Origin of the sequence: Pseudomonas sp. LP_7_YM (assembly GCF_004364435.1) — a bacterium.
Lineage (GTDB): Bacteria > Pseudomonadota > Gammaproteobacteria > Pseudomonadales > Pseudomonadaceae > Aquipseudomonas.
Genome location: NZ_SOCT01000009.1, coordinates 14,061 through 32,141, shown reverse-complemented (window position 1 = coordinate 32,141; position 18,081 = coordinate 14,061). Strand labels below are relative to the sequence as shown.

19 protein-coding genes are annotated in these 18,081 nt (G+C 56.0%); 1 reads left to right on the top strand and 18 read right to left on the bottom strand.

Going from position 1 to position 18,081, the window contains the following annotated elements; genetic code table 11:
• The 11 genes from EC915_RS18905 to EC915_RS24885 form a co-directional block, all read right to left on the bottom strand.
• The gene (locus EC915_RS18905; RefSeq protein WP_133752050.1) at positions 1-291 is read right to left on the bottom strand and encodes a hypothetical protein; all 291 of its coding nucleotides are present in this window, start codon (positions 289-291) and stop codon (positions 1-3) included.
• Positions 288-938 (bottom strand): phage baseplate protein, encoded by a 651-nt coding sequence (locus tag EC915_RS18900; protein ID WP_133752049.1) that lies wholly within the window; start codon positions 936-938, stop codon positions 288-290. Before EC915_RS18900 ends, EC915_RS18905 begins: the two co-directional genes overlap by 4 nt.
• Positions 935-3,445 (bottom strand): phage tail tip lysozyme, encoded by a 2,511-nt coding sequence (locus EC915_RS18895; protein ID WP_133752048.1) that lies wholly within the window; start codon positions 3,443-3,445, stop codon positions 935-937. Before EC915_RS18895 ends, EC915_RS18900 begins: the two co-directional genes overlap by 4 nt.
• A 590-nt stretch (positions 3,446-4,035) precedes the next feature.
• Complete coding sequence (locus EC915_RS18890) at positions 4,036-4,440, bottom strand: hypothetical protein (RefSeq protein WP_133752047.1); 405 nt, start codon at positions 4,438-4,440, stop codon at positions 4,036-4,038.
• A 46-nt stretch (positions 4,441-4,486) separates the two neighbouring features.
• Positions 4,487-4,891 carry a hypothetical protein gene (locus EC915_RS18885; protein ID WP_133752046.1) on the bottom strand — a complete coding sequence of 135 codons (405 nt, stop codon included), beginning with the start codon at positions 4,889-4,891 and terminating at the stop codon, positions 4,487-4,489.
• A 5-nt stretch (positions 4,892-4,896) separates the two neighbouring features.
• On the bottom strand, positions 4,897-6,057 hold the full coding sequence (locus EC915_RS18880) for a DUF3383 family protein (protein ID WP_133752045.1): 1,161 nt from the start codon (positions 6,055-6,057) through the stop codon (positions 4,897-4,899).
• Positions 6,047-6,622 (bottom strand): hypothetical protein, encoded by a 576-nt coding sequence (locus EC915_RS18875; RefSeq protein WP_133752044.1) that lies wholly within the window; start codon positions 6,620-6,622, stop codon positions 6,047-6,049. The genes EC915_RS18880 and EC915_RS18875 overlap by 11 nt, the downstream gene beginning before the upstream one ends.
• Before the next feature lie 305 nt (positions 6,623-6,927).
• Positions 6,928-7,230, bottom strand: coding sequence for a hypothetical protein (locus tag EC915_RS18870; protein ID WP_133752043.1), 303 nt, complete (start codon positions 7,228-7,230; stop codon positions 6,928-6,930).
• A gap of 224 nt (positions 7,231-7,454) precedes the next feature.
• On the bottom strand, positions 7,455-8,414 hold the full coding sequence (locus EC915_RS18865; protein WP_133752042.1) for a glycosyltransferase family 1 protein: 960 nt from the start codon (positions 8,412-8,414) through the stop codon (positions 7,455-7,457).
• The gene (locus EC915_RS18860) at positions 8,411-8,917 is read right to left on the bottom strand and encodes a hypothetical protein (RefSeq protein WP_166651034.1); all 507 of its coding nucleotides are present in this window, start codon (positions 8,915-8,917) and stop codon (positions 8,411-8,413) included. The genes EC915_RS18865 and EC915_RS18860 overlap by 4 nt, the downstream gene beginning before the upstream one ends.
• An 849-nt stretch (positions 8,918-9,766) precedes the next feature.
• Positions 9,767-10,000, bottom strand: a complete 234-nt coding sequence (locus EC915_RS24885; RefSeq protein WP_166651033.1) for a hypothetical protein — start codon at positions 9,998-10,000, stop codon at positions 9,767-9,769.
• 181 nt (positions 10,001-10,181) lie between these two features.
• On the opposite strand from EC915_RS24885, the gene queD reads away from it, so the two are divergent.
• On the top strand, positions 10,182-10,538 hold the full coding sequence (queD, locus tag EC915_RS18850; RefSeq protein WP_133752040.1) for a 6-carboxytetrahydropterin synthase QueD: 357 nt from the start codon (positions 10,182-10,184) through the stop codon (positions 10,536-10,538).
• 398 nt (positions 10,539-10,936) lie between these two features.
• Here queD and pepN read toward each other — a convergent pair whose 3' ends face one another.
• The 7 genes from pepN to EC915_RS18815 form a co-directional block, all read right to left on the bottom strand.
• Complete coding sequence (gene pepN, locus EC915_RS18845) at positions 10,937-13,600, bottom strand: aminopeptidase N (RefSeq protein ID WP_133752039.1); 2,664 nt, start codon at positions 13,598-13,600, stop codon at positions 10,937-10,939.
• Between the two features lie 52 nt (positions 13,601-13,652).
• Positions 13,653-14,483 carry a DUF2797 domain-containing protein gene (locus tag EC915_RS18840; RefSeq protein WP_166651032.1) on the bottom strand — a complete coding sequence of 277 codons (831 nt, stop codon included), beginning with the start codon at positions 14,481-14,483 and terminating at the stop codon, positions 13,653-13,655.
• The gene (locus tag EC915_RS18835) at positions 14,480-14,740 is read right to left on the bottom strand and encodes a YeaC family protein (protein ID WP_133752037.1); all 261 of its coding nucleotides are present in this window, start codon (positions 14,738-14,740) and stop codon (positions 14,480-14,482) included. Before EC915_RS18835 ends, EC915_RS18840 begins: the two co-directional genes overlap by 4 nt.
• A gap of 29 nt (positions 14,741-14,769) precedes the next feature.
• Positions 14,770-15,642 carry a rhomboid family intramembrane serine protease gene (locus EC915_RS18830; protein ID WP_133752036.1) on the bottom strand — a complete coding sequence of 291 codons (873 nt, stop codon included), beginning with the start codon at positions 15,640-15,642 and terminating at the stop codon, positions 14,770-14,772.
• Positions 15,639-16,610, bottom strand: coding sequence for a metallophosphoesterase (locus EC915_RS18825; RefSeq protein WP_133752035.1), 972 nt, complete (start codon positions 16,608-16,610; stop codon positions 15,639-15,641). Before EC915_RS18825 ends, EC915_RS18830 begins: the two co-directional genes overlap by 4 nt.
• Entirely contained in the window at positions 16,610-17,500 is an 891-nt protein-coding gene (locus tag EC915_RS18820) for an NAD(+) kinase (protein WP_133752034.1), read from the bottom strand. Before EC915_RS18820 ends, EC915_RS18825 begins: the two co-directional genes overlap by 1 nt.
• 137 nt (positions 17,501-17,637) lie before the next feature.
• Complete coding sequence (locus EC915_RS18815) at positions 17,638-18,048, bottom strand: VOC family protein (RefSeq protein ID WP_133752033.1); 411 nt, start codon at positions 18,046-18,048, stop codon at positions 17,638-17,640.
• Between the last annotated feature and the right edge of the window lie 33 nt (positions 18,049-18,081).

The window sequence follows — 18,081 nt, the reverse complement described above, 5'->3', positions numbered from 1 at the left end:
TCAATACTCCCAAGTGAGAACGTTAGTCATACCAAGGTTGGCAACGGTGGCGGGCTCGCCAACCAGGTAAAGCCTCCCCAAGCCAAGCTGCAGCCCTGAAAGCAGATCCATACCAGGATGCAAACCGCGCCCCTGAAAAACGGGTGTGCCTGACGAGTCATACAGGCTGACCACGTAATAGGAGAACCGGGTAAGCCACCGAAAACTGAATGTGTAGGCATTGCTGCCGAGCGAGGACTGAAAGGTGAAGTAGCTATAGCTGCTGGGTAGCGAAAGCGTCTTGGTCGTCATGACGGCACCACCGTCCCGGCGTTCACCGAACTTTGCCCCTGCGTAGACTCAGTACCATCACCGAGGGTTGTAATGACTGAGCCAGTACCGGTATTGGACATGATCATGGGCTGAGCCAGGTCAATCTGAAAAGTGGCTCCAAGCTCTGATTCTTTGTCGAGCACCGAGCGCACGCCGATGACGACCACATTTTTATAGGTCTCCCTGGTGCCTACGAAATTGATCAATGCGCCGCTGACCTTCAGATAATGAAGTGCGTTTTTGACTGTCGTAGAGCGGGTGGATGAAGAACTGGAGAGAGTTGCCCCCATGCCAAGCCCCAGCAATGTCAGTGCAGTACCACTGAACTTTGCCACGACCGCGCCTGCCGCCGCCCCCATTAACGCGGCCCCCGCCGTCGACGCCGCAACAGAACTCGATGCCGTGAGCACCTTGAATGGATTGTCACTCACACCAACAGTCACGCTGAGCACGTTCGGATTCTGAATGGAGTGATCGGAGGCAATGGCTCCGCTTTCCAACGGGTACTGCGACATCTTGGCAGAGACATGCTGCGTCTCGGAAATGATCGCATCGAAGATGATCGGCGCGAATCCATTCCCGCCGAGGGTGGGCACTTTGTTGAGGAAAATTGCTGCAAGGCTCATTGATCAAGGTCCGTGCTGAAGTGAGACATCGCGACCGTCATCTGCCCTTGAAAGTAATCGCTGGCAGCGCGCATCGCTTCGCTGGTGATGTGGTGAACATCCGTCGAACCGCGAGCGTCGATGTGCACAATATTCCCTTCTGAACCGGCGGGCTGGGCCTGCGCGGCATCCGCCGAGGGCGGAGTCGGAGGGTTGGCAACCATGTTGTAAGCCTCTGGCGTGTCGGCCGGTAGAGCATCCGATGATGGAAGGAGATAAGGCAGGGTCGAGTGCGTCCTATCTACTGACAGTCTCTGCGACTGTTCAGCAACCGCCTGAGTCTTGATCAGCAATGCATCTAGAGTTTGCTGATCAAAGCGTTTCTCTGTCGCGCGCTGCTCTTCATTCCTTTGCTGGAGTGAGGGCGCAGCAGGTAGAACTTCTGATGCCAGCGCTGCGACCTTTGGAACATCGCCTCGATCGTTCAATGCGGAGCCCTTTTGACCAGCAGTAGCGGTGCTTTGAACAGGTTCGGGAAGCATCTGATAAGAGACTCTCCCAGCCGCTAGAGCAGGCTCAGATCTACCGGAAAGCACCGGCAACTTTTGCTCAATCTGCCGAACCTGATCATGTTGAGTCGTCTCTGTTTTCGGCTCATGCCGATCACCAAGTTGCTCGGAGAGCTGATTACGCCGATCAGCATTTTCAGGGTTGTCTGCCGGTCGCTCGTACATTTGGCGGAAGACATCAGAGGCCCTTCGCGCCGTCTTTGCCTTGGAAAGTGCGTCCCCCGCTGCTCTCTCCTTGTTTCGCAACTCGAACAGCACGAACTCAAGCTGCTCTTTTTCATTGGACTGGTGAATATCCTTACCATATTCAGCCTCAAAATCCTGCTGCCGTTCCGGTTGCCATTGGGCCAGACCGTATGCTTTTCCATTACCACCCACGGCGTCCGGCCGCATTCCACTTTCAGCGCTCAGGTTCGCCACGATGCCGTAGGATTGCGGGCGGGTGTAGCCATTTTCAGTGAAGAATTTAATCGCGCGCTGATGAGCATCAAGCTTGTTGTTTCCGAGCCGACGGAGGTCTTGTTTAGTTTGACTGTTGTCGGTATCAGGCCTCTGTTGCTTACCGAGTTTTTTTTCGATCTCGGGGCGCAGAGGTTTTTCGGGGTCATCGTCGATATGGGCGCTCGGCATTTTTTCGTAAAACTGGCGCTCGGCGGCGTCAAAACCCTCACCGAGCAAGCTTTTCGCAGTTGGAAATTGCTCTCCAATACTGCCGAAGTAACCCTTGACCGCTCCTGTGTACGCGCTGACCACACCACCTTTATCCCACCCTTCGGTTGCTCCAAGATAAGTCCCCTTGACAACCTCCAGCATCGGGACATGGTCATGAACGAAGGTCGAAACTGCACTTTTGACATCCGGGTCCTTGAGTGCATCAGCAGTCCCTTTGAAGTCGCCTTTACCCACCGTCTCAGCAAAATGCATGACCTTGTCGGCGATCCCATTCTGTACAAGAAGCCCGTCTACGCGCTTTATGAAGCCATCCAAAGAAGGCAGGAATTCAGCTCCCAACTTATTGCGCAACCGCTCAAAGTCGATAGTCAGATCAACCAGCGAGTTCTCGAACGCTCGAGCATTGGCTACATCCTGATCGGTGTAAGTCGAACCCGGCTTGTCAGACTGCTTGATGCCAGTGCGGTAATCCTCGCCCAACGTCACGATTGCCGACTGACTGAGTCCGAGGGAGCTCCCGATACCTTGTTTTATCAGGGGATCGGGCGCGCGCACTAACTGCTTCTGGAAAGTATCGACCACATCCATGGTTGGACGCTCAAAGGCGTCCGTAAAGTCAGAGGGCACGCCGCCATAACGCGCAATATCGGTCGGAGTTTTGCCTAGTAAGGAATCGGCCTTGACCTTCTGGGCTGCCTGGAGAATCTGCGTTCCGACATCGTCATCACCGGTAATCTTCTTACCGAACCTGTTGAGGTTCTGGAAATCAGCTTTGGAGACGCCGTAAGCGCCAGCACTTACCTCGGTCTTAAGCGCCCCACTAGCATATTTCATGGAGTTTGACGCAAGTCCTTCAATACCCGCAGTTGCAAGAGCCAGAGGGCTGCCGCCAGCCAGCATATTGGTTACGCTGCCAGATAAAGGGCCAAGGCCCGCTGCTGAAGCGCCGCTTGAAAGCAGTCCTACAACCGCTTGCATCTCACTTCGCAAGCTTCCCATTTGCTGCGTGGCAGACCCCAACCGCGCCTGCAGCGCACTCATGGATTGAGGGACGCGGATCAAGGTTTTGTCGAGCTGGCCCATATCCTGTTCGAGATGACGTGCGGTAGCACCAGCTTCAGCCAGGTTTTTGCTGATCCTATCAAGGCTGATCTTTTCTCGATTGCGCATGACCTTGTTGATAGCGTCGTCCAAGTCAGTGACCGCTTGAGCGCCCTTTTCCAAACTGGCTTCATCGACTGTGACGCCAAGCCTGAGCAGCAGCGTATCGATTACTTTTTCCGACATTTTTTCTCCAGAGAGCAAATAGCTATCAGATTGGCATGCTGCTCGATTCAGGAGAGTTCGAGGCTAAACATGGCTTTGATCAATTGCGACGAGTGTGGTGGGAGGCTATCTACCGGGGGTAAAAAGCTGCCCTCACTGTGGCGCAGTCAGGGAAAGGCGACAGATCGAAATCCGCCATGTAGAAGCTGGCGGAAGAGTCTGTCCGGCAAGAGGAAAGTTCTCATTGTTAATGGATGAGTGACCATATTTTCGGTCTCTATGAATGATTACTTAGTTAACTTTTTATAGGAGATGCCCTGAAGTAAAAAACATATACTGCGCTTATAGGCGCAGTAAGCATGAATGTGACTTTGACTCTCGAACCAACTCCATACTTAACGTAGATGTTTCTGAAGGGCGGCTTTAAGGGCTTTAACGGCGCGCATTCATCGTCCGTGTGTACATCGCTTCCATTTCGTCCATGACAACATGCATCTGCATGACGTCGCCCAAATCAAGCGTTCCATCAATCATTTGCTCATAGCGCGCCAGCGGCGCCGTGCAAGCAGCCGACGCCAGGCATGGTCGCCAGAGAAACCAGTTGACCCCGCTTACGCTGCGTCCTGCTGCTCTCCGGCGCTTTGAGGGAGCAGCTCGAAAAAACCCTTAAGGTTCTCGCGAAGAACGTATGCCACCAGAAGGTAGTAATACTGGATGTTGTCCTGAAACAGATTGGGCCCGATCGGAAGGACAATGTTGCCTTGGCCGTCGTCGCGCATGATCAGGTCGGCGGCACCGTTACGTAGCGCCAACGCGGCGAGGCGTTGCAGTGCTTCGAACGGGGCGCGGAGAAGCGCTAAAACAAGCTCGGCATCACCTGAAGGGTTTTTTTCACTCAAGAAAGAGATCAGGCCCACGTTGACGGACAGATGCAGCATCTCTTCCTGGGCCTTGGCTGGGGCAGTAGTGCCGCCATACTCCACATTGGCAATCTGGAATTTAAGTTGACGAGCCATGGTATTCCTCGGGAATTTGGCCGCCGGAGCGGCCAGTGGATGGATGTCAGATTTCTTCGGAATCGTTGAATTCGAAGATGAACTGATCGTCGGACACACTTGTTTTACCGCCACGACCGATCGGGCCGCGCTTGGTGAGGATGCCGCCATAGAACACCAGAGACTCACCCGATCCAGACTGGTTGAACGCCCCGTAGAAATCGACGCGGGCCTTGTCCAGAGCGATGATCTGCCGTGCTTCATCAGATCCCGGAAGCAGGTTTACGGTTAACTGCTTTGCACGGGTCACATTGTCGAGGCGTATGGAACCGCCGCTCGTGCCGCGCTTTAGCGCGGCACGAGGCTCAATATCTTCGATTACGATCGGCGGATCGGTGTCGCCAAATGAGCTGATCGTTATTCCGTTGAGGGACAGGTTCGATCCAGCAGGTCCGTAGTTGAACATTGCCATGTGTATTACTCCACGTAGAGGCTGACAGGGATGAGGTGCGCCGCGCCATTGCGCAGCACGTAAACGTTCAGCACCGGATAGGTACGCTGCTGACGCTCTGCGGTGGTAAGACTCTCCACATCGGTAGGGTCGTTATTGATGTAAAAACCGTTGGCCAGATACAGCTCCTTTCCCGTGTCCGGATCGACGATGCTGCCCGCCCCCAGAAAACCGTTATCGAAGTATTGCTTACAGACATTCCCGGCCTCGGTGATCGCACCTGAGAAATTCTTTGCATCCAGCCCGCGCTTGGTCTGCGGCTGAACCAGCCAATTGAACAGGCCTACCTGCAGTGCATTGGCCAGCATGTCTACACCGATCACGTCATCGATCCATTCGCCGTAAGCGGAGGGTGACTGCGTGTTCATTGCCATGCAGCCAGTAGCGCTACCGCTGGAGACAACCTTGGAGAAATATGCGCATTTCTTGGCCCTGAGGATTCCGATCGCAGTAGGCGACAATCCATCGGCAGTAACGCTGGCCAGGTTCTGGTACTCGCCGGTGATAGCCGTGTTGGTGCCCGCAGGGTTCCACTTTGTAAACTTGCCCGCCAAGGCGTTCATCGGGTAACCCTGAGTGACGTCAGCGGCCAGGGTAGAAGGTGCGCGGAAGCCCTGGAACACGTGGCGAGCGCCAAGCTCGGAGATGACAGATGCCAAATCCGTCGTGGAGCCCGCAGTAATAGCGGCGGCATCGCTGACGGTTACCCATACAGCACGGTTTGAGGCATCCGCCCAGCTCGCGAGTGCCGGAACGTTGTCTGTTTTGATATCAGAGTTCTTGAAGAAGTGGTTGTATCGCCATACGCCGGATGCGGCGACTTGCGATGCCGCAGCAGTTGGGTCGACCGAAGCGCTGGATTTCATGAAGACCGTGAACACCGGGGAGCGTGTCTTGTTCGCGAAGTACGAGGACGCGAGATAGTAGATCTCGGAACTGGTGCCAAACGTAGTGACGATGTCGGTGAGCGTGGTGTAATCCCGGTATGTGTTCACCGGGAAAGTCACGCCAGCGGCGAGGTCAGTGAGGTCAGCAAATGCCACCGAGCTGGTGAAATCTGCATCTGCCAGCCCTGCCGATGAGATCGAAACCGAGATGGGAACGATGTTGGATATATCAACTGCCATAGTATTTTCCTGATTGGAGTGTGTGTTGAGTCACGGCGTCGGACACTTCGAACTTGAAGCCAGCGGCGCGCAAGATGGTGTAAGTAGTCACGACCTCGGCATAGAGCGTGAGATCGCATTGATGACGAGACTGCAGACTGACGTCTTGTAAGGCACTCAAGTCGCCAGACTGATTCGTTTGAAACCATCCAACTTTATTTCTACGCAAGAGCGAGGCAATGTCAGGACGAAAGTTACCGTTGGGGATCATCATCGCCGCTGTCGCCGCTCCTTCGTTAAACAGGTTTACTGAAAGCTGGAAAATCATTGTGGAATTCATCGCGACTTCGTAGTCGGTCGAGTACATAAAAGTGCGATCAATGGGCTCTAAAGCCGGAGCGTCGATGTAATCGAAGTTAGGGCAGCCATAAGCGCGAACGGGAGTCAGTGAGTATGACGCCGAGAGATCTGTTCCATCCGGCATAGATCGCCCTTGATTAGCAGCGATTACGCGGTCAGGCGCCACACCCGTCAGGGAGCAGATCATCTGTTCCCAGATAGGGTTGAGTTCATCGATATTCTTCATAGGGTACCTCTGTGGCGCTCAACTGTTGTTTGGCAACAACCACGCCACGGTCTGTTATTACGCCGGCAGAACCGCCATCGATACACGGCCGATCGTCTAACAACTCGAGTAGACCAATAAGCACGCCTGATTTATCCTGATAATGGTTGCCCCCTGAATATGTGCATGATTCTCAGATTCTGTGAGTTAGAAAACCCAAAGCCGATTGCCACGGCCTCCGCGTTTGAAAAATATTACCGAGTTTTTAACAGTGCTAATTAACTGCATGAGTCAATGTTGGATTGCAGCTATCAACGCCGCACCCGTTATATTCTTGGATATTTGGCAGCAGCATCAGAGGAGGCAAGAAATGTTTCATAAGTTGAGTTCCACGTACCCGAGGCACAAAACACGACTGTGATATCGGAAACCATCGTAGGCTGCAGCTGCTGCGCGAGGATTTTGTAACCCGTGCCGTACATATTGAAGTTATCGAAGGACTGAATAGCGGCTTCCAGAGTCGTGGCCACTGCTGAGAGTCTACGCCGTTTTCCAGCAAGTAACTCTTCGGTAGGCGCCCAGTAGACATACCAGTTTTCTTGGCCTTTCCAATTCCAACCATTGCTCATAGTTTCTCCAGGCACATAAAAATAGCCCTTTCGGGATATGAATCAATCTTGGTTTTGATCTTCCCAGTCAGAACGCCGTTTGCAAGTGCAGCCAACAGGGTAAGCGTGCTCATGAATCCCAGCGACACGACGCACGCAACTGTAACTCTTCCAAACCGAACGTATGCCGATCGGTGAAGCTGCTCGATGAGCCGGGTTTTCTAACTGCCTATCGGTCGTGCCCTTTAAACGATTCCCTCGACGATTTGGCGACGGACCTCGTTAATTTTTTCCAAGTGATAATGCTCACGCACGTGCTCGGCCAACTGCTGCCCCCGCTCTAAGCGATAACCCTCGTCATATATCAATCGGGCGGTGCGCTTTCGCCATTCACTACCATCTGATGCGTATTCAACGACGTCATAGTCAGTGCAATTCTGATAGGGGTGAACATTGGATACCACAATGGGAATGCCCTTCGCACCGGCCTCAAGCACCTTGAGGTTCGACTTGCACCGATTGAAGCTGGTATCCACAAGCGGTGCCAAAGCCAGCGCATGACCTTCGTACAGGTTCATGTACTGGTCAATCGAGGTTTCTGCCTTGTAGTTAATGTTGGGACCAAACAAGGCCTCGATCTTGCGCCACTCTTTGCGCTCAGGGTTATGCCCGGCCACAGTGAGGTGTTGTTCGTCTACGTGGCCTGCGAACAGCATTATGTCGTGCCGGTGGGTCGTGCCAGCCACATACACGATGGGACGGTCACTCTCGGTGTCCTGAGACAACGTGAACTGACCTTGATCGAATGGCAGCGCGTTGGGCAGAATCTCAACGCGCTTGGCATACGGGGCTATGGCCTTGGCAAGTTCCGTGTTGGTGCAGGTCACCAGATCGGCCAGCATCATCGATTGCTGGATGATCTCGGCGACCTTGTTGCGCTTGAACAGCTCATAGAGCACGTGGTCCGGACCCACTTCGAAGTGGTCGTCCAAATCACAGATGATCTTGATCCCGGCCTGCTTCATTGCCACAAGCGAGCGGATGCCATGGGATGGCTGGCGGTTGAAGACAAACACTGGTGCCTTTGGGTCCGCCTTGAGGTGGCCGTAGGGCATGATGATTCTGTGGAAGTCGCATGAGGTATGCGGCCGGATGTCGAGCATCAGATTACCGCGACGCGCGACTGGGCTGATCGAGGCGTTCATTCCGCGTCCTGGGCAAAGGGGTAGTAAATTTGGTCGCTGTTCAGCTCGGCTTCGAGGACCACGCGGTTAACTTCGATGTAGGCACCCTTCTCTTCCCAGGTCAGATTGTGCATGGCCGTCACGCCATACACGTCCTCTGAATGGATATAGCCAAGGGTGCGGATCGGCGACGGAAAGCCAGTCTTGTTCCCAGCCAGTCCCGACCGCAGGGCGCGAAACGTGTACCCATTATCTTCGTGGCCGTACCGGTCATACCCGGTGTTGTAGAACCCCACCTGTTCGAGCAGCGTTCGGGTGTACATCGCGAACTGCACAAGCATGCCATTCCAATAGACCACCTCACCCTCCGTGCCATTTACCTCTGCGTTGAAGATGTCCGGCAGCCCGAACAGATGAATCCCGGTCTTCAGGTGTTGCTCAACGAAATATGACTCCCATCCATGACGGGTTGGGTAGCAGTCATCGTCAAACACGAACAGCAGGTCACAGCCGTCATCGCTCATGGCTTTTAGCACCCGATTGCGTGCGAAAGCAGGCCCTTTGCGCTCAACGTCGGTATAGACATGAAAGTGTGTTCCAGAAGCCAGCTTGTAATCTTGGATGGGCCTCACACCCATAGTAATGACGCCAACACCAATTCGCATTGCTTACCTGCGCTTCGTTATAAATGCTTCAGTTGATGAATTGTCTGGCTGTACAGCCGCGGCTTACTCACCCGGTCACATTCAACGCGCCCACAAAAAACCCAGCGGTCAGACTGGGCTTTGATGAAAGGCTTGTCCCGGGCAAAAGCAATAGCTCGGGGATCGTGGTATTACTAAATTACTTGCAATAAAGAGCTCCGAATTCGTCGGCAATGCTGTTCGCTTAAGCCGCTGACCGAAGGCTTTTGTTTCGGTGTTGCGGCGAAACCTAAAAAAATGGCGCTTTCTCATTTCTGGGTAAGCGCCGTTTTTTCTTAAGTGAACAGCATTGCGAATTCGTCATTGCCGGGTGTGTAGAGGACTTTCACCTCCAAGCGCCCGCTTGACCACCACAGCCAAGCTGGATGCGCTAGCGCACAACGCGCCATGCTTGGTGCACCCAATAAAAAGCCCGACACAATGGCCGGGCTTTGACGTGTCAATCTTCAACGTTCGCAGAAATGACAGGATGACGTGAATAATGATGCTGTGATGGGAGCTTGTCAATAGGCATTACGCAGTTGATGCAAAAAACGTATCCCTGCTCCTAGATGACATCGTCCGCACTCAACGCCCATTCACCGTCTTGCTGAGAATGCCTGAATCTTGCGCCACCACTCACGGCGGGCAGGCTTAAAACCAGCTTCCGTTGTCCCATGTGGTCATGTCCTAGAACTCGGCGGACAGCATGATCATATTGGTGGATAGATTGATGGAGCTTTGTCTATCGCCCCATTCGCCGCCATGACTCTTTTCAATGTGTATTTGCTTTATGAACGCCTTGAGTTCCGCATCCGCCCTGGCGTATCGGCTTGCAAGCTCATGCCTGAACGATTCTGCTGCTCCCGCAGCGATTGCGCTGATGAGGTGCTTTACATTGGCCTGAGTCAGAACATGTTGCATCGAAGAATCAGGAAGGGCACATTTCGAAACAGGTTAGAATACGCCCCAACTCGGTCGTATGGCGTCAGTCCGCTATCCTCTCAGTGGATGACGAATCTGGCGCTCGGCAACGACCAATCAGTACACCGAACACGGGGCTTTTACTGGAAGCCCCCGGTTTTCCAGATATACAGGTCAAACATTGGAAATCTTCAAAGAATTTACCTTCGAATCCGCCCACCGCCTCCCCCACGTACCGGAAGGCCACAAGTGCGGGCGCTTGCATGGGCACTCCTTTAGGGTCGCGATCTATCTACAAGGCGAGCCTGATCCGCATACCGGCTGGATCCGCGACTTCTCCGAGATCAAAAGCATCTTCAAGCCGCTTTACGAGCGCCTGGATCATAACTACCTCAACGACATTCCGGGCCTTGAAAACCCGACCAGTGAAGTGTTGGTGAAGTGGATCTGGAACGAACTCAAACCGCTGCTGCCAGAGCTGTCGGCTATTCGCATTCATGAAACTTGCACCAGTGGCTGCGTTTATCGCGGCGACTGACCTGTTGTGGATTAAAAGGCAGCCTGCCTTGAAGGTCGCGTGAACACACTAAGCGCGCGACCAAAACAAACGCCCCGCTCTGTCGGGGCGTTTGTTTTTGCTTGGTCAGCTCAACGGGCGTTGAGGCCGATCAATCTTCCGCGCTTGAGACATTGCTTCGCGAACGAACTCGCTCCAACAGTTGGAGCCTGCAGTTACCGGTAGATCGGGCGGACCTTTCGATAGCTGCGTCAGACCGCGCCGAGCTCAGCTACGTCGCTCTCCAGCCAGACAATTTCAGCCATGCGATGCGCGCCGTATATATGTGTGTGGGGCGCATACGACGGCAGTCCGTGCGAGGCACAAAAAAGGGCCGCCTGCATGTGCAGGCAGCCCTTCTATTCAAAAGCCCGCTTGCATCAGGCCAGGCTTTTGCTCACCACCTCAAACACATCAGGCGACAACTGCCCCGAGGCCCGAATGCGCTCCAGTTCGCCCTTCATCAACGCCTGACGCTTATCGTCATACTTGCGCCAGCGAGTCAGCGGTGCCAATTGACGAGACGCAATCTGCGGGTTGAACCCGTTCAGTTCGATCACAAGATCCGCCAGGAAGCGATAGCCCGATCCGTCTGCCGCGTGGAAGTTGATCAGGTTTTGCCCCGCGAATGCACCCATCAGTGCACGCACCTTGTTCGGATTCTTCATCGTGAACGCCGGATGCTGCATCAGTGCTTTCACCCGCTCAAGACCGCCGGGCAAGGTGCTGCCAGCTTGAACGCTGAACCACTGGTCCATGACCAGCGCGTTGTCCTTGAAGTTCTCGGCAAACACGGCGAGTGCCTTGGCTTTCTCGTCTTCGAACGGCGAGTTGACCAGCACCGCCAGCGCGGTCAGACGCTCGGTCATATTGTCGGCGCTGTCGAACTGCTCGATGGCAGCAGCCAGCACCTGCGGTTTGCCGGTGAGCATCAAATAGGACAGCGCGATGTTCTGCAGGGCACGGCGAGCAAAGTGCTCGGACTCGGCCACGTATGCGGTCTTCTTCGACAGCTCGCGGTTAGTCTGATAACGCTTCCACAGCGCGTCATGCAGGCTGTTGGCCAGTTGTAGACGGGCGAACTCGCGGGCCGCGTGAATGGCATCGACATCGGCCACTTCACTGATCTCGGTGAGGTAGGCCTCACCGGGAAGCGAGAGCATTTCCGCGACCATGGCCTGGTCCAGACGCTCGTCGGCCAGCACCGTGCCCAGCGCCGTCACCAGACGTTGATCCAGCACCAGCGGCTCGCCTTGCTGATGCTGAGCGATCAGCTCCTGCAACACCTGAACCGACAATTGCTGACCGGCATCCCAGCGATTGAAGCCATCGCTGTCGTGCTGCATCAAAAACATCAGTTGATCACGGTTGTACGCAAAGCTCAGTTTCACCGGCGCCGAGAACCCGCGCAGCAGCGATGGCAGTGGATGTTCGGCCACGTCAACGAAGGTGAAGGTCTGGTCGGCTTCGGTCACCGCAATCACACGTGAAGTACCGGTTGCCGAGGACTCGCCCTGCAAACGCAAGGCAATTTCCTGACCTTGCTTGTCCAGCAGGCCCAGCGAAACCGGAATGACGAACGGCTTTTTCGCATCCCCTGGCTGCCCAGGGGTGGTCGGCGCGCTCTGGCGGAAGGTCAGGCTATAGGTTTTGGCCGGCGCGTCGTAGGCCTCGGTCACGGCCAGACGCGGGGTGCCGGCTTGCGAATACCAGCGCTTGAACTGGGTCAGGTCGATGCCATTGGCGTCTTCCATGGCCCTGACGAAGTCGTCGCAGGTCACGGCCTGACCGTCGTGGCGCTCGAAATACAGGTCGCTGCCTTTGCGGAAACCTTCGGCACCCAGCAGGGTATGAATCATGCCGACGACTTCCGAGCCCTTTTCGTACACGGTGAGGGTGTAGAAGTTGGAAATCTCGATGAAGCTGTCCGGGCGTACGGCGTGAGCCATGGGACCGGCGTCTTCGGCGAACTGGTGGGTGCGCAGGTAGGCGACGTCCTGAATGCGCTTGACCGTGGCCGAGTTCATGTCGGCCGAGAAGCCGGAATCACGGAATACAGTAAAGCCTTCCTTGAGCGACAGCTGGAACCAGTCGCGGCAGGTCACGCGGTTGCCCGACCAGTTGTGGAAGTACTCGTGGGCAACGATGGCCTCGACCCGCTGGTGCGCGGCGTCGGTGGCGGTTTCGGCGCGAGCCAGCACGGCGCTGGAGTTGAAGATGTTCAGGCCCTTGTTTTCCATGGCGCCCATGTTGAAATCGTTGACCGCCACGATCATGAAGATGTCCAGATCGTACTCGCGACCGTAGACCTCTTCGTCCCAGCGCATGGATTTTTTCAGGCTGTCCATGGCGTGCTGGCATTTGTCGATGTTTTCCGGTTCGACGAAGATGCGCAAGGTCACCTTGCGCTCAGTCATGGTGACGAAGGTGTCTTCGACACACCACAGATCACCGGCCACCAGTGCGAACAGGTAGGCGGGCTTCTTGAACGGGTCCTTCCAGGTCACCCAGTGGCGATCATCGCCTTCCGGCCCGAGGTCGATCAGGTTGCCGTTGGACAGCAGAATCGGGAAGTCCTGCTGGCTGGCAATGACCGTGGTCGTGAAAGTGCTCATCACGTCCGGGCGGTCGAGGTAATAGGTGATCCTGCGGAAACCCTCGGCCTCGCACTGCGTGCAGAACATACCGCTGGACTTGTACAACCCCTCAAGCGCGGTGTTGGTCTCCGGGTGGATCTTCACGCTGGTGTCCAGGGTGAATGTGGCGCAGTTCGGCTGGACGGTGAGGCTGTCCGGGGTCAGCTGGTAATCGCCTTCAGCCAGATCGACGTCGGCCAGCTTGACCGAAAGCAGCTCCAGCAGCTGGCCGTCCAGCACCAACGGCGGCAGGTCAGCACCGCGCTCGGGATTGCGGCGCATGACCAACTGCGCATGGACCAGGGTGTGATCGTCAAACAATTCGAAGGTCAGGTGCGTCTCGTCAATGAGGTACTCAGGCGCCTGATAATCCTTCAGGTAAATCATTTTCGGCTGTTCGGTGCGCATGATGCTGTCCTTATCCTTTGAGCTACTCGCTACGAAATAAAACGGCTACTCGCTACTGATGCACGGCGAGCTGATACGCCGTGTATTTGCGGATATTGATCACGCCGGTGTCGAAGATCAGATATTGACCCTTGATGCCCAGCAACGTGCCCTCGGCAATAGGGTCTTTGTCCAGGTTGAAACTGACGATCTTGGTCGGATACGCCTGAACCGGATACTTGATCTCGATGGGTTCGACATCGTTCAGCAACTGAATCGCTTGCAGCCCAAAACGCGCTTGCAGCGCGGCGAGGCCCTCGGCGCAGGATTCGAACAGTTGCTGACGGATGGCTGCCAGGTCAACCGCCGGCGCATCGCCCTTGAGCAGCGCGCGCCAGTTGGTGCGGTCGGCGACCTGACTGCGAAACAGATCCTCCACGAAGCCCGATTGCTGACGGGTTGCCACGCGTACGATGGGCAGCGCCTGACTTGCACCCTGATCCAGCCAGCGGGTCGGCAGCTGAGTGGCACGGGTAATACCGACTTTCACACCTGACGAGTTGGCCAGGTAGACAATGTGATCGGTCATGCAAAACTGCTGACCCCAAGAAGGATCCCGGCAGGTGCCGTGCTCGTGATGGCATCTCTCCGGGCTCATCATGCAGATGTCGCACTGCGCCAGCTTCTGCATGCAGGGGTAGCAATACCCCTGGCTGAAGCTGGTCTTGGTACGGCGGCCGCAATGGTTGCAGTGAATCGCGCCCAGATACTCAAGGCGTACGGTCTTGCCGATCAGCGGATTGACCGGGATTTCCGAATTGCCCAGGCGAAATGCATATTCAACCCGCGTGGCATCAAGTCGTGTGGACATCTTATTGACGCAGCCGCGAGCAATCTCGATCAATGGATGGCATCCGATTTGAACAGAATATTAGGCACTGGCTCCGATTTGGAAGCGCACTCCTGCGGGCCCATGTAGCCAATGCGCTGCTCCTCGGGCACGTTGCGCACTTCCCAGGCAATCAGCGCCTGCAGCGACAGTTCGCGTTGCTCCTGAGTCAGCTTGCGCCCATCGGACCATTTGCCGATTTCCACGGCCAGTTTCAGGCTCTCGTAGATGTCTGGCGTGATGTTTTCAATCATTTCGACAAAAGAGGACATTGGGCTCTCCCAGAATTAAGCGGGCAATTTTAATGTTTACGGCGCGCTATTGCACCGCCCACAAGGCCGGTTGCACAACCGATGATCAGACCGCCGACGTGAGCGCCGTTGGCGATTTCGCCAAAACCCAGCAGGCTGATCAGACCAGTCATGCACAGCACCAGCCACCCCAGCATCATCACCAGTACGCCGCGTGGCAGACGGTAAATGGGGTTGGGCGCCAGTAACTGGAAGATCCAGCAATGACCGAGCAAACCATAAAGCACACCGGACAGGCCGCCGAACAGGCTCGGGCCGCTCCAGAAATACTGGCCGTAGTTGGAAAATGCGCTGATGGCCAGGGTCAAACCCAGTAATTGCCAACTGCCCTGGCGCATTTCGATACGCCGCCCCAGCTCCCAGAACCACAGGGCGTTCATCACCAGATGCAGCACACCGAAGTGGATCAGCATCGGCGAAATCACGCGCCACCACTGCCCCGCTGCCAAGGTCGTCTCGACCGGGGTAAACATGACGTAATCGCCATTGACCCGAAAATCATTGAAGGTCAGCCAGCTCAGCGCCTGATAATTGTCTCCCAGCAAGGTCACGCCCGCGACGATCAAGCACAGCAACAGGACGATGCTGGTCACCGGACTGCTGCGCACCTGCACCAGAGGGCTGGGGCGCGTCACGGCCAGTACTTCGCGGCCTGGGGGCAATTGCGCGGTGGGATCGCCGTCGGGGTATTGCTGATACAGGTGGCGGATGTCGTCGGCCAATTGAGGCGCATCCGGTACCCACAGCACTTGTTCGCCCGCTTCTTCGCTGACCCGGTGCGGCACGTTGAGGCGTCGCAGCAAGTCGACGAAGCCGCTCAGATCGGTGTTCAACGGCAGGCGCAATACGGCAACCGGGTTCATCGGGCTGTCTCCGGTCGAGTGACATCAACCCAGACGAACTTGCCCGGATCTATTTGAGTTTCCTGATCGAGCCGGTACGCCACCAGCTTGCCGTACAGTACGGCGCTGTAATCAAGGCACGCCAGGTTGGGTCGGATCGCTGCGGGAATTCCGCTGCGCCAGTAATGCCCGACAAACAACAACGGCTCATCAGCGCCATAGCGCAGCAAGGCATTTTTCTCGCTGTCTGACAGCGGCCGTTTGGCCACCGGTTCCGGCAGGGCGTCAGGCTGGAAGACCACGTCGCCGTAGGTCTGCGGGTTGTCTTCCCAGAATTTGGTGCGGAACGACGCCCGCGTCAGCCCGTCGCCACCGGTGAGCGTCATGCCATGGGGCAAGCGCATGTCGGTGCCGCGCAGCAGCCTGTCGAACACGGCGCTGGCAAAACTGCCCTGTTCAGCGGAGACCTGCACGAAGTGCTGGTCGATCCGGCCATCGCCATGCGCACTGCGCAGCGCTTCGATGAGGTTGGCGTCCCAGCAGGCATGCACCAGGCGGAAGCGCTCGGCATCAATGAACAGTGGCAGTTCATAGAACCACTTGAGGAAATCGTTCCAGTCACCGGGATGCTGCTCGAATTGCGCCAGGGTTTCGCCCAATAGCCGGGCATGTCGCGGCGTGTGTTCGCGCACGAACTGCTTGCCGCTTTCCTTGGCTGCGGGCGTGCTCCAGCCCAGCGCGTTGAATTCATGGTTGCCCATGATGCAGAACGCCTGCCCGGCCACGACCATATCGTGAACGATATGCAGCGCCTCGCGAATGCGCGGGCCGCGGTCAATGATGTCGCCCAGAAACAGGGCGATGCGCTCGGGGTGGCGCCAGACACCGGACACAAAGCGATAACCAAGGGTGTCGAGCAAGTGCTCAAGGGTCTGGGCACACCCGTGCACGTCACCGATCAGGTCGTAGCTACGCGCGGGATCGAGCATCAGTCGCCCCTGCCGCCAAGCCGACTGCCCCAACCGAGTTTGGTCCGGCAGACTTCGTAGTAGTTGTGGTCGAGCGGGTGAATCAGACGCAGTTTTTGCGGTTTCTTTTTCACCGTCACGGTGTCACCCGGCGCGCAGGTGAAGTGGTTTTGTCCATCGCAGGAGACCTGTGGATAAATCGTCATATCCTTTGAGACAACGATTTTCAGCTCGCTGTTGCCGTCAACGACAATCGGCCGCCCCGACAGGGTGTGCGGGTACATCGGCACGATGACGATGGCGTCCAGTTTGGGGTGCATGATCGGCCCGCCTGCCGACAATGCATAGGCGGTGGAACCGGTCGGCGTCGCGACGATTAGTCCGTCAGCCTTCTGGCTGCAGACGAATTGCCCGTCAATATAGATCTCGAATTCGATCATGCGCGTGGATTTGCCGGGGTGCAGCACCACGTCATTGAGTGCGTCGCCCTGCCCGATGGCTTCGCCGTGACGACGGACCTCCGCTTGCAGCAAGAAGCGGTTTTCCACCAGATAGTGGCCGTCCAGCACCTCGGCGACCTTCACCTCCAGCTCGTCCGGGCGGATGTCGGTCAGAAAACCCAGACTACCCCGGTTGATCCCCAACACCGGCACGTTGTGCTTGGCCAGTGCACGGGCGGCGCCCAATAAACTGCCATCGCCACCGACGACGATGACCATGTCGCAGACTTCCCCCAGCATCTTGCGCGAAGAGGTCTGCATGCCGTGGCCAGGCAGTACTTCGGCAATGGTGTCTTCGAGGATCACATGCAGATGCCGCGACATCAGGAATTTCTTGAGTCGGCGAACGGTCTCGAGCGCTTGAGTACTGCCGAGGCGACCAATGATGCCGATGTTACGAAATTGCTCCATGGGGCTCCCGCAGGGTTCATGCATGTAAAGAACGCGATTATGGGCGAAGGGGTCGGCAGCGGCAAACGCGCAGCGACGACCATGCGCTTCAACCCGTGAGCACTGCTCAACGAGCATGATCTTTTTACGAGGGCCAGTCAGTCAAAAAACTCCATCTGGCTATAAGGATGGATGCGGCATTTCGCCAACCGTGATTTCAGATCACCCACATGCGCCTCCAGTTGATGACCATCTGGATCAAGGAAGTAGAGAGAGTCACCTTCACTTTTGTCTTGCTTCCACAGCGGCACGTTCAGCCCACGCAGACGTTGCGCGAACTCGGCGAAGTTTTGCTGATCGATGGAAAAAGCATAGTGCGTGTAATGACGCTGCATGTCTTCGGCATGCAAGGTATCGCTGGACAGGCAAAGCCAGAGTTCGCCCAGGCTGAGGTAGGCCCCGGTCTTCCAGCGCGCCGAGAGTTTGAAGCCTAGGGTCTGCTCATAAAAGACAATGCTGCGTGTCAAACAGCCTACAGCGAGGGTGAGATGGTTGAAGCCAGTCAGCATAAAAATCGCCTGAGACAAATCGACGGAGGGAAT

Coding starts and splice junctions, on each gene's coding strand:
- EC915_RS18905 (WP_133752050.1), bottom strand. CDS start 291: ATGACGACCAAGACGCTTTCGCTACCCAGCAGCTATAGCTACTTCACC.
- EC915_RS18900 (WP_133752049.1), bottom strand. CDS start 938: ATGAGCCTTGCAGCAATTTTCCTCAACAAAGTGCCCACCCTCGGCGGG.
- EC915_RS18895 (WP_133752048.1), bottom strand. CDS start 3,445: ATGTCGGAAAAAGTAATCGATACGCTGCTGCTCAGGCTTGGCGTCACA.
- EC915_RS18890 (WP_133752047.1), bottom strand. CDS start 4,440: ATGGCTCGTCAACTTAAATTCCAGATTGCCAATGTGGAGTATGGCGGC.
- EC915_RS18885 (WP_133752046.1), bottom strand. CDS start 4,891: ATGGCAATGTTCAACTACGGACCTGCTGGATCGAACCTGTCCCTCAAC.
- EC915_RS18880 (WP_133752045.1), bottom strand. CDS start 6,057: ATGGCAGTTGATATATCCAACATCGTTCCCATCTCGGTTTCGATCTCA.
- EC915_RS18875 (WP_133752044.1), bottom strand. CDS start 6,622: ATGAAGAATATCGATGAACTCAACCCTATCTGGGAACAGATGATCTGC.
- EC915_RS18870 (WP_133752043.1), bottom strand. CDS start 7,230: ATGAGCAATGGTTGGAATTGGAAAGGCCAAGAAAACTGGTATGTCTAC.
- EC915_RS18865 (WP_133752042.1), bottom strand. CDS start 8,414: ATGAACGCCTCGATCAGCCCAGTCGCGCGTCGCGGTAATCTGATGCTC.
- EC915_RS18860 (WP_166651034.1), bottom strand. CDS start 8,917: ATGAGCGATGACGGCTGTGACCTGCTGTTCGTGTTTGACGATGACTGC.
- EC915_RS24885 (WP_166651033.1), bottom strand. CDS start 10,000: ATGCAACATGTTCTGACTCAGGCCAATGTAAAGCACCTCATCAGCGCA.
- pepN (WP_133752039.1), bottom strand. CDS start 13,600: ATGCGCACCGAACAGCCGAAAATGATTTACCTGAAGGATTATCAGGCG.
- EC915_RS18835 (WP_133752037.1), bottom strand. CDS start 14,740: ATGTCCTCTTTTGTCGAAATGATTGAAAACATCACGCCAGACATCTAC.
- EC915_RS18830 (WP_133752036.1), bottom strand. CDS start 15,642: ATGAACCCGGTTGCCGTATTGCGCCTGCCGTTGAACACCGATCTGAGC.
- EC915_RS18825 (WP_133752035.1), bottom strand. CDS start 16,610: ATGCTCGATCCCGCGCGTAGCTACGACCTGATCGGTGACGTGCACGGG.
- EC915_RS18820 (WP_133752034.1), bottom strand. CDS start 17,500: ATGGAGCAATTTCGTAACATCGGCATCATTGGTCGCCTCGGCAGTACT.
- EC915_RS18815 (WP_133752033.1), bottom strand. CDS start 18,048: ATGCTGACTGGCTTCAACCATCTCACCCTCGCTGTAGGCTGTTTGACA.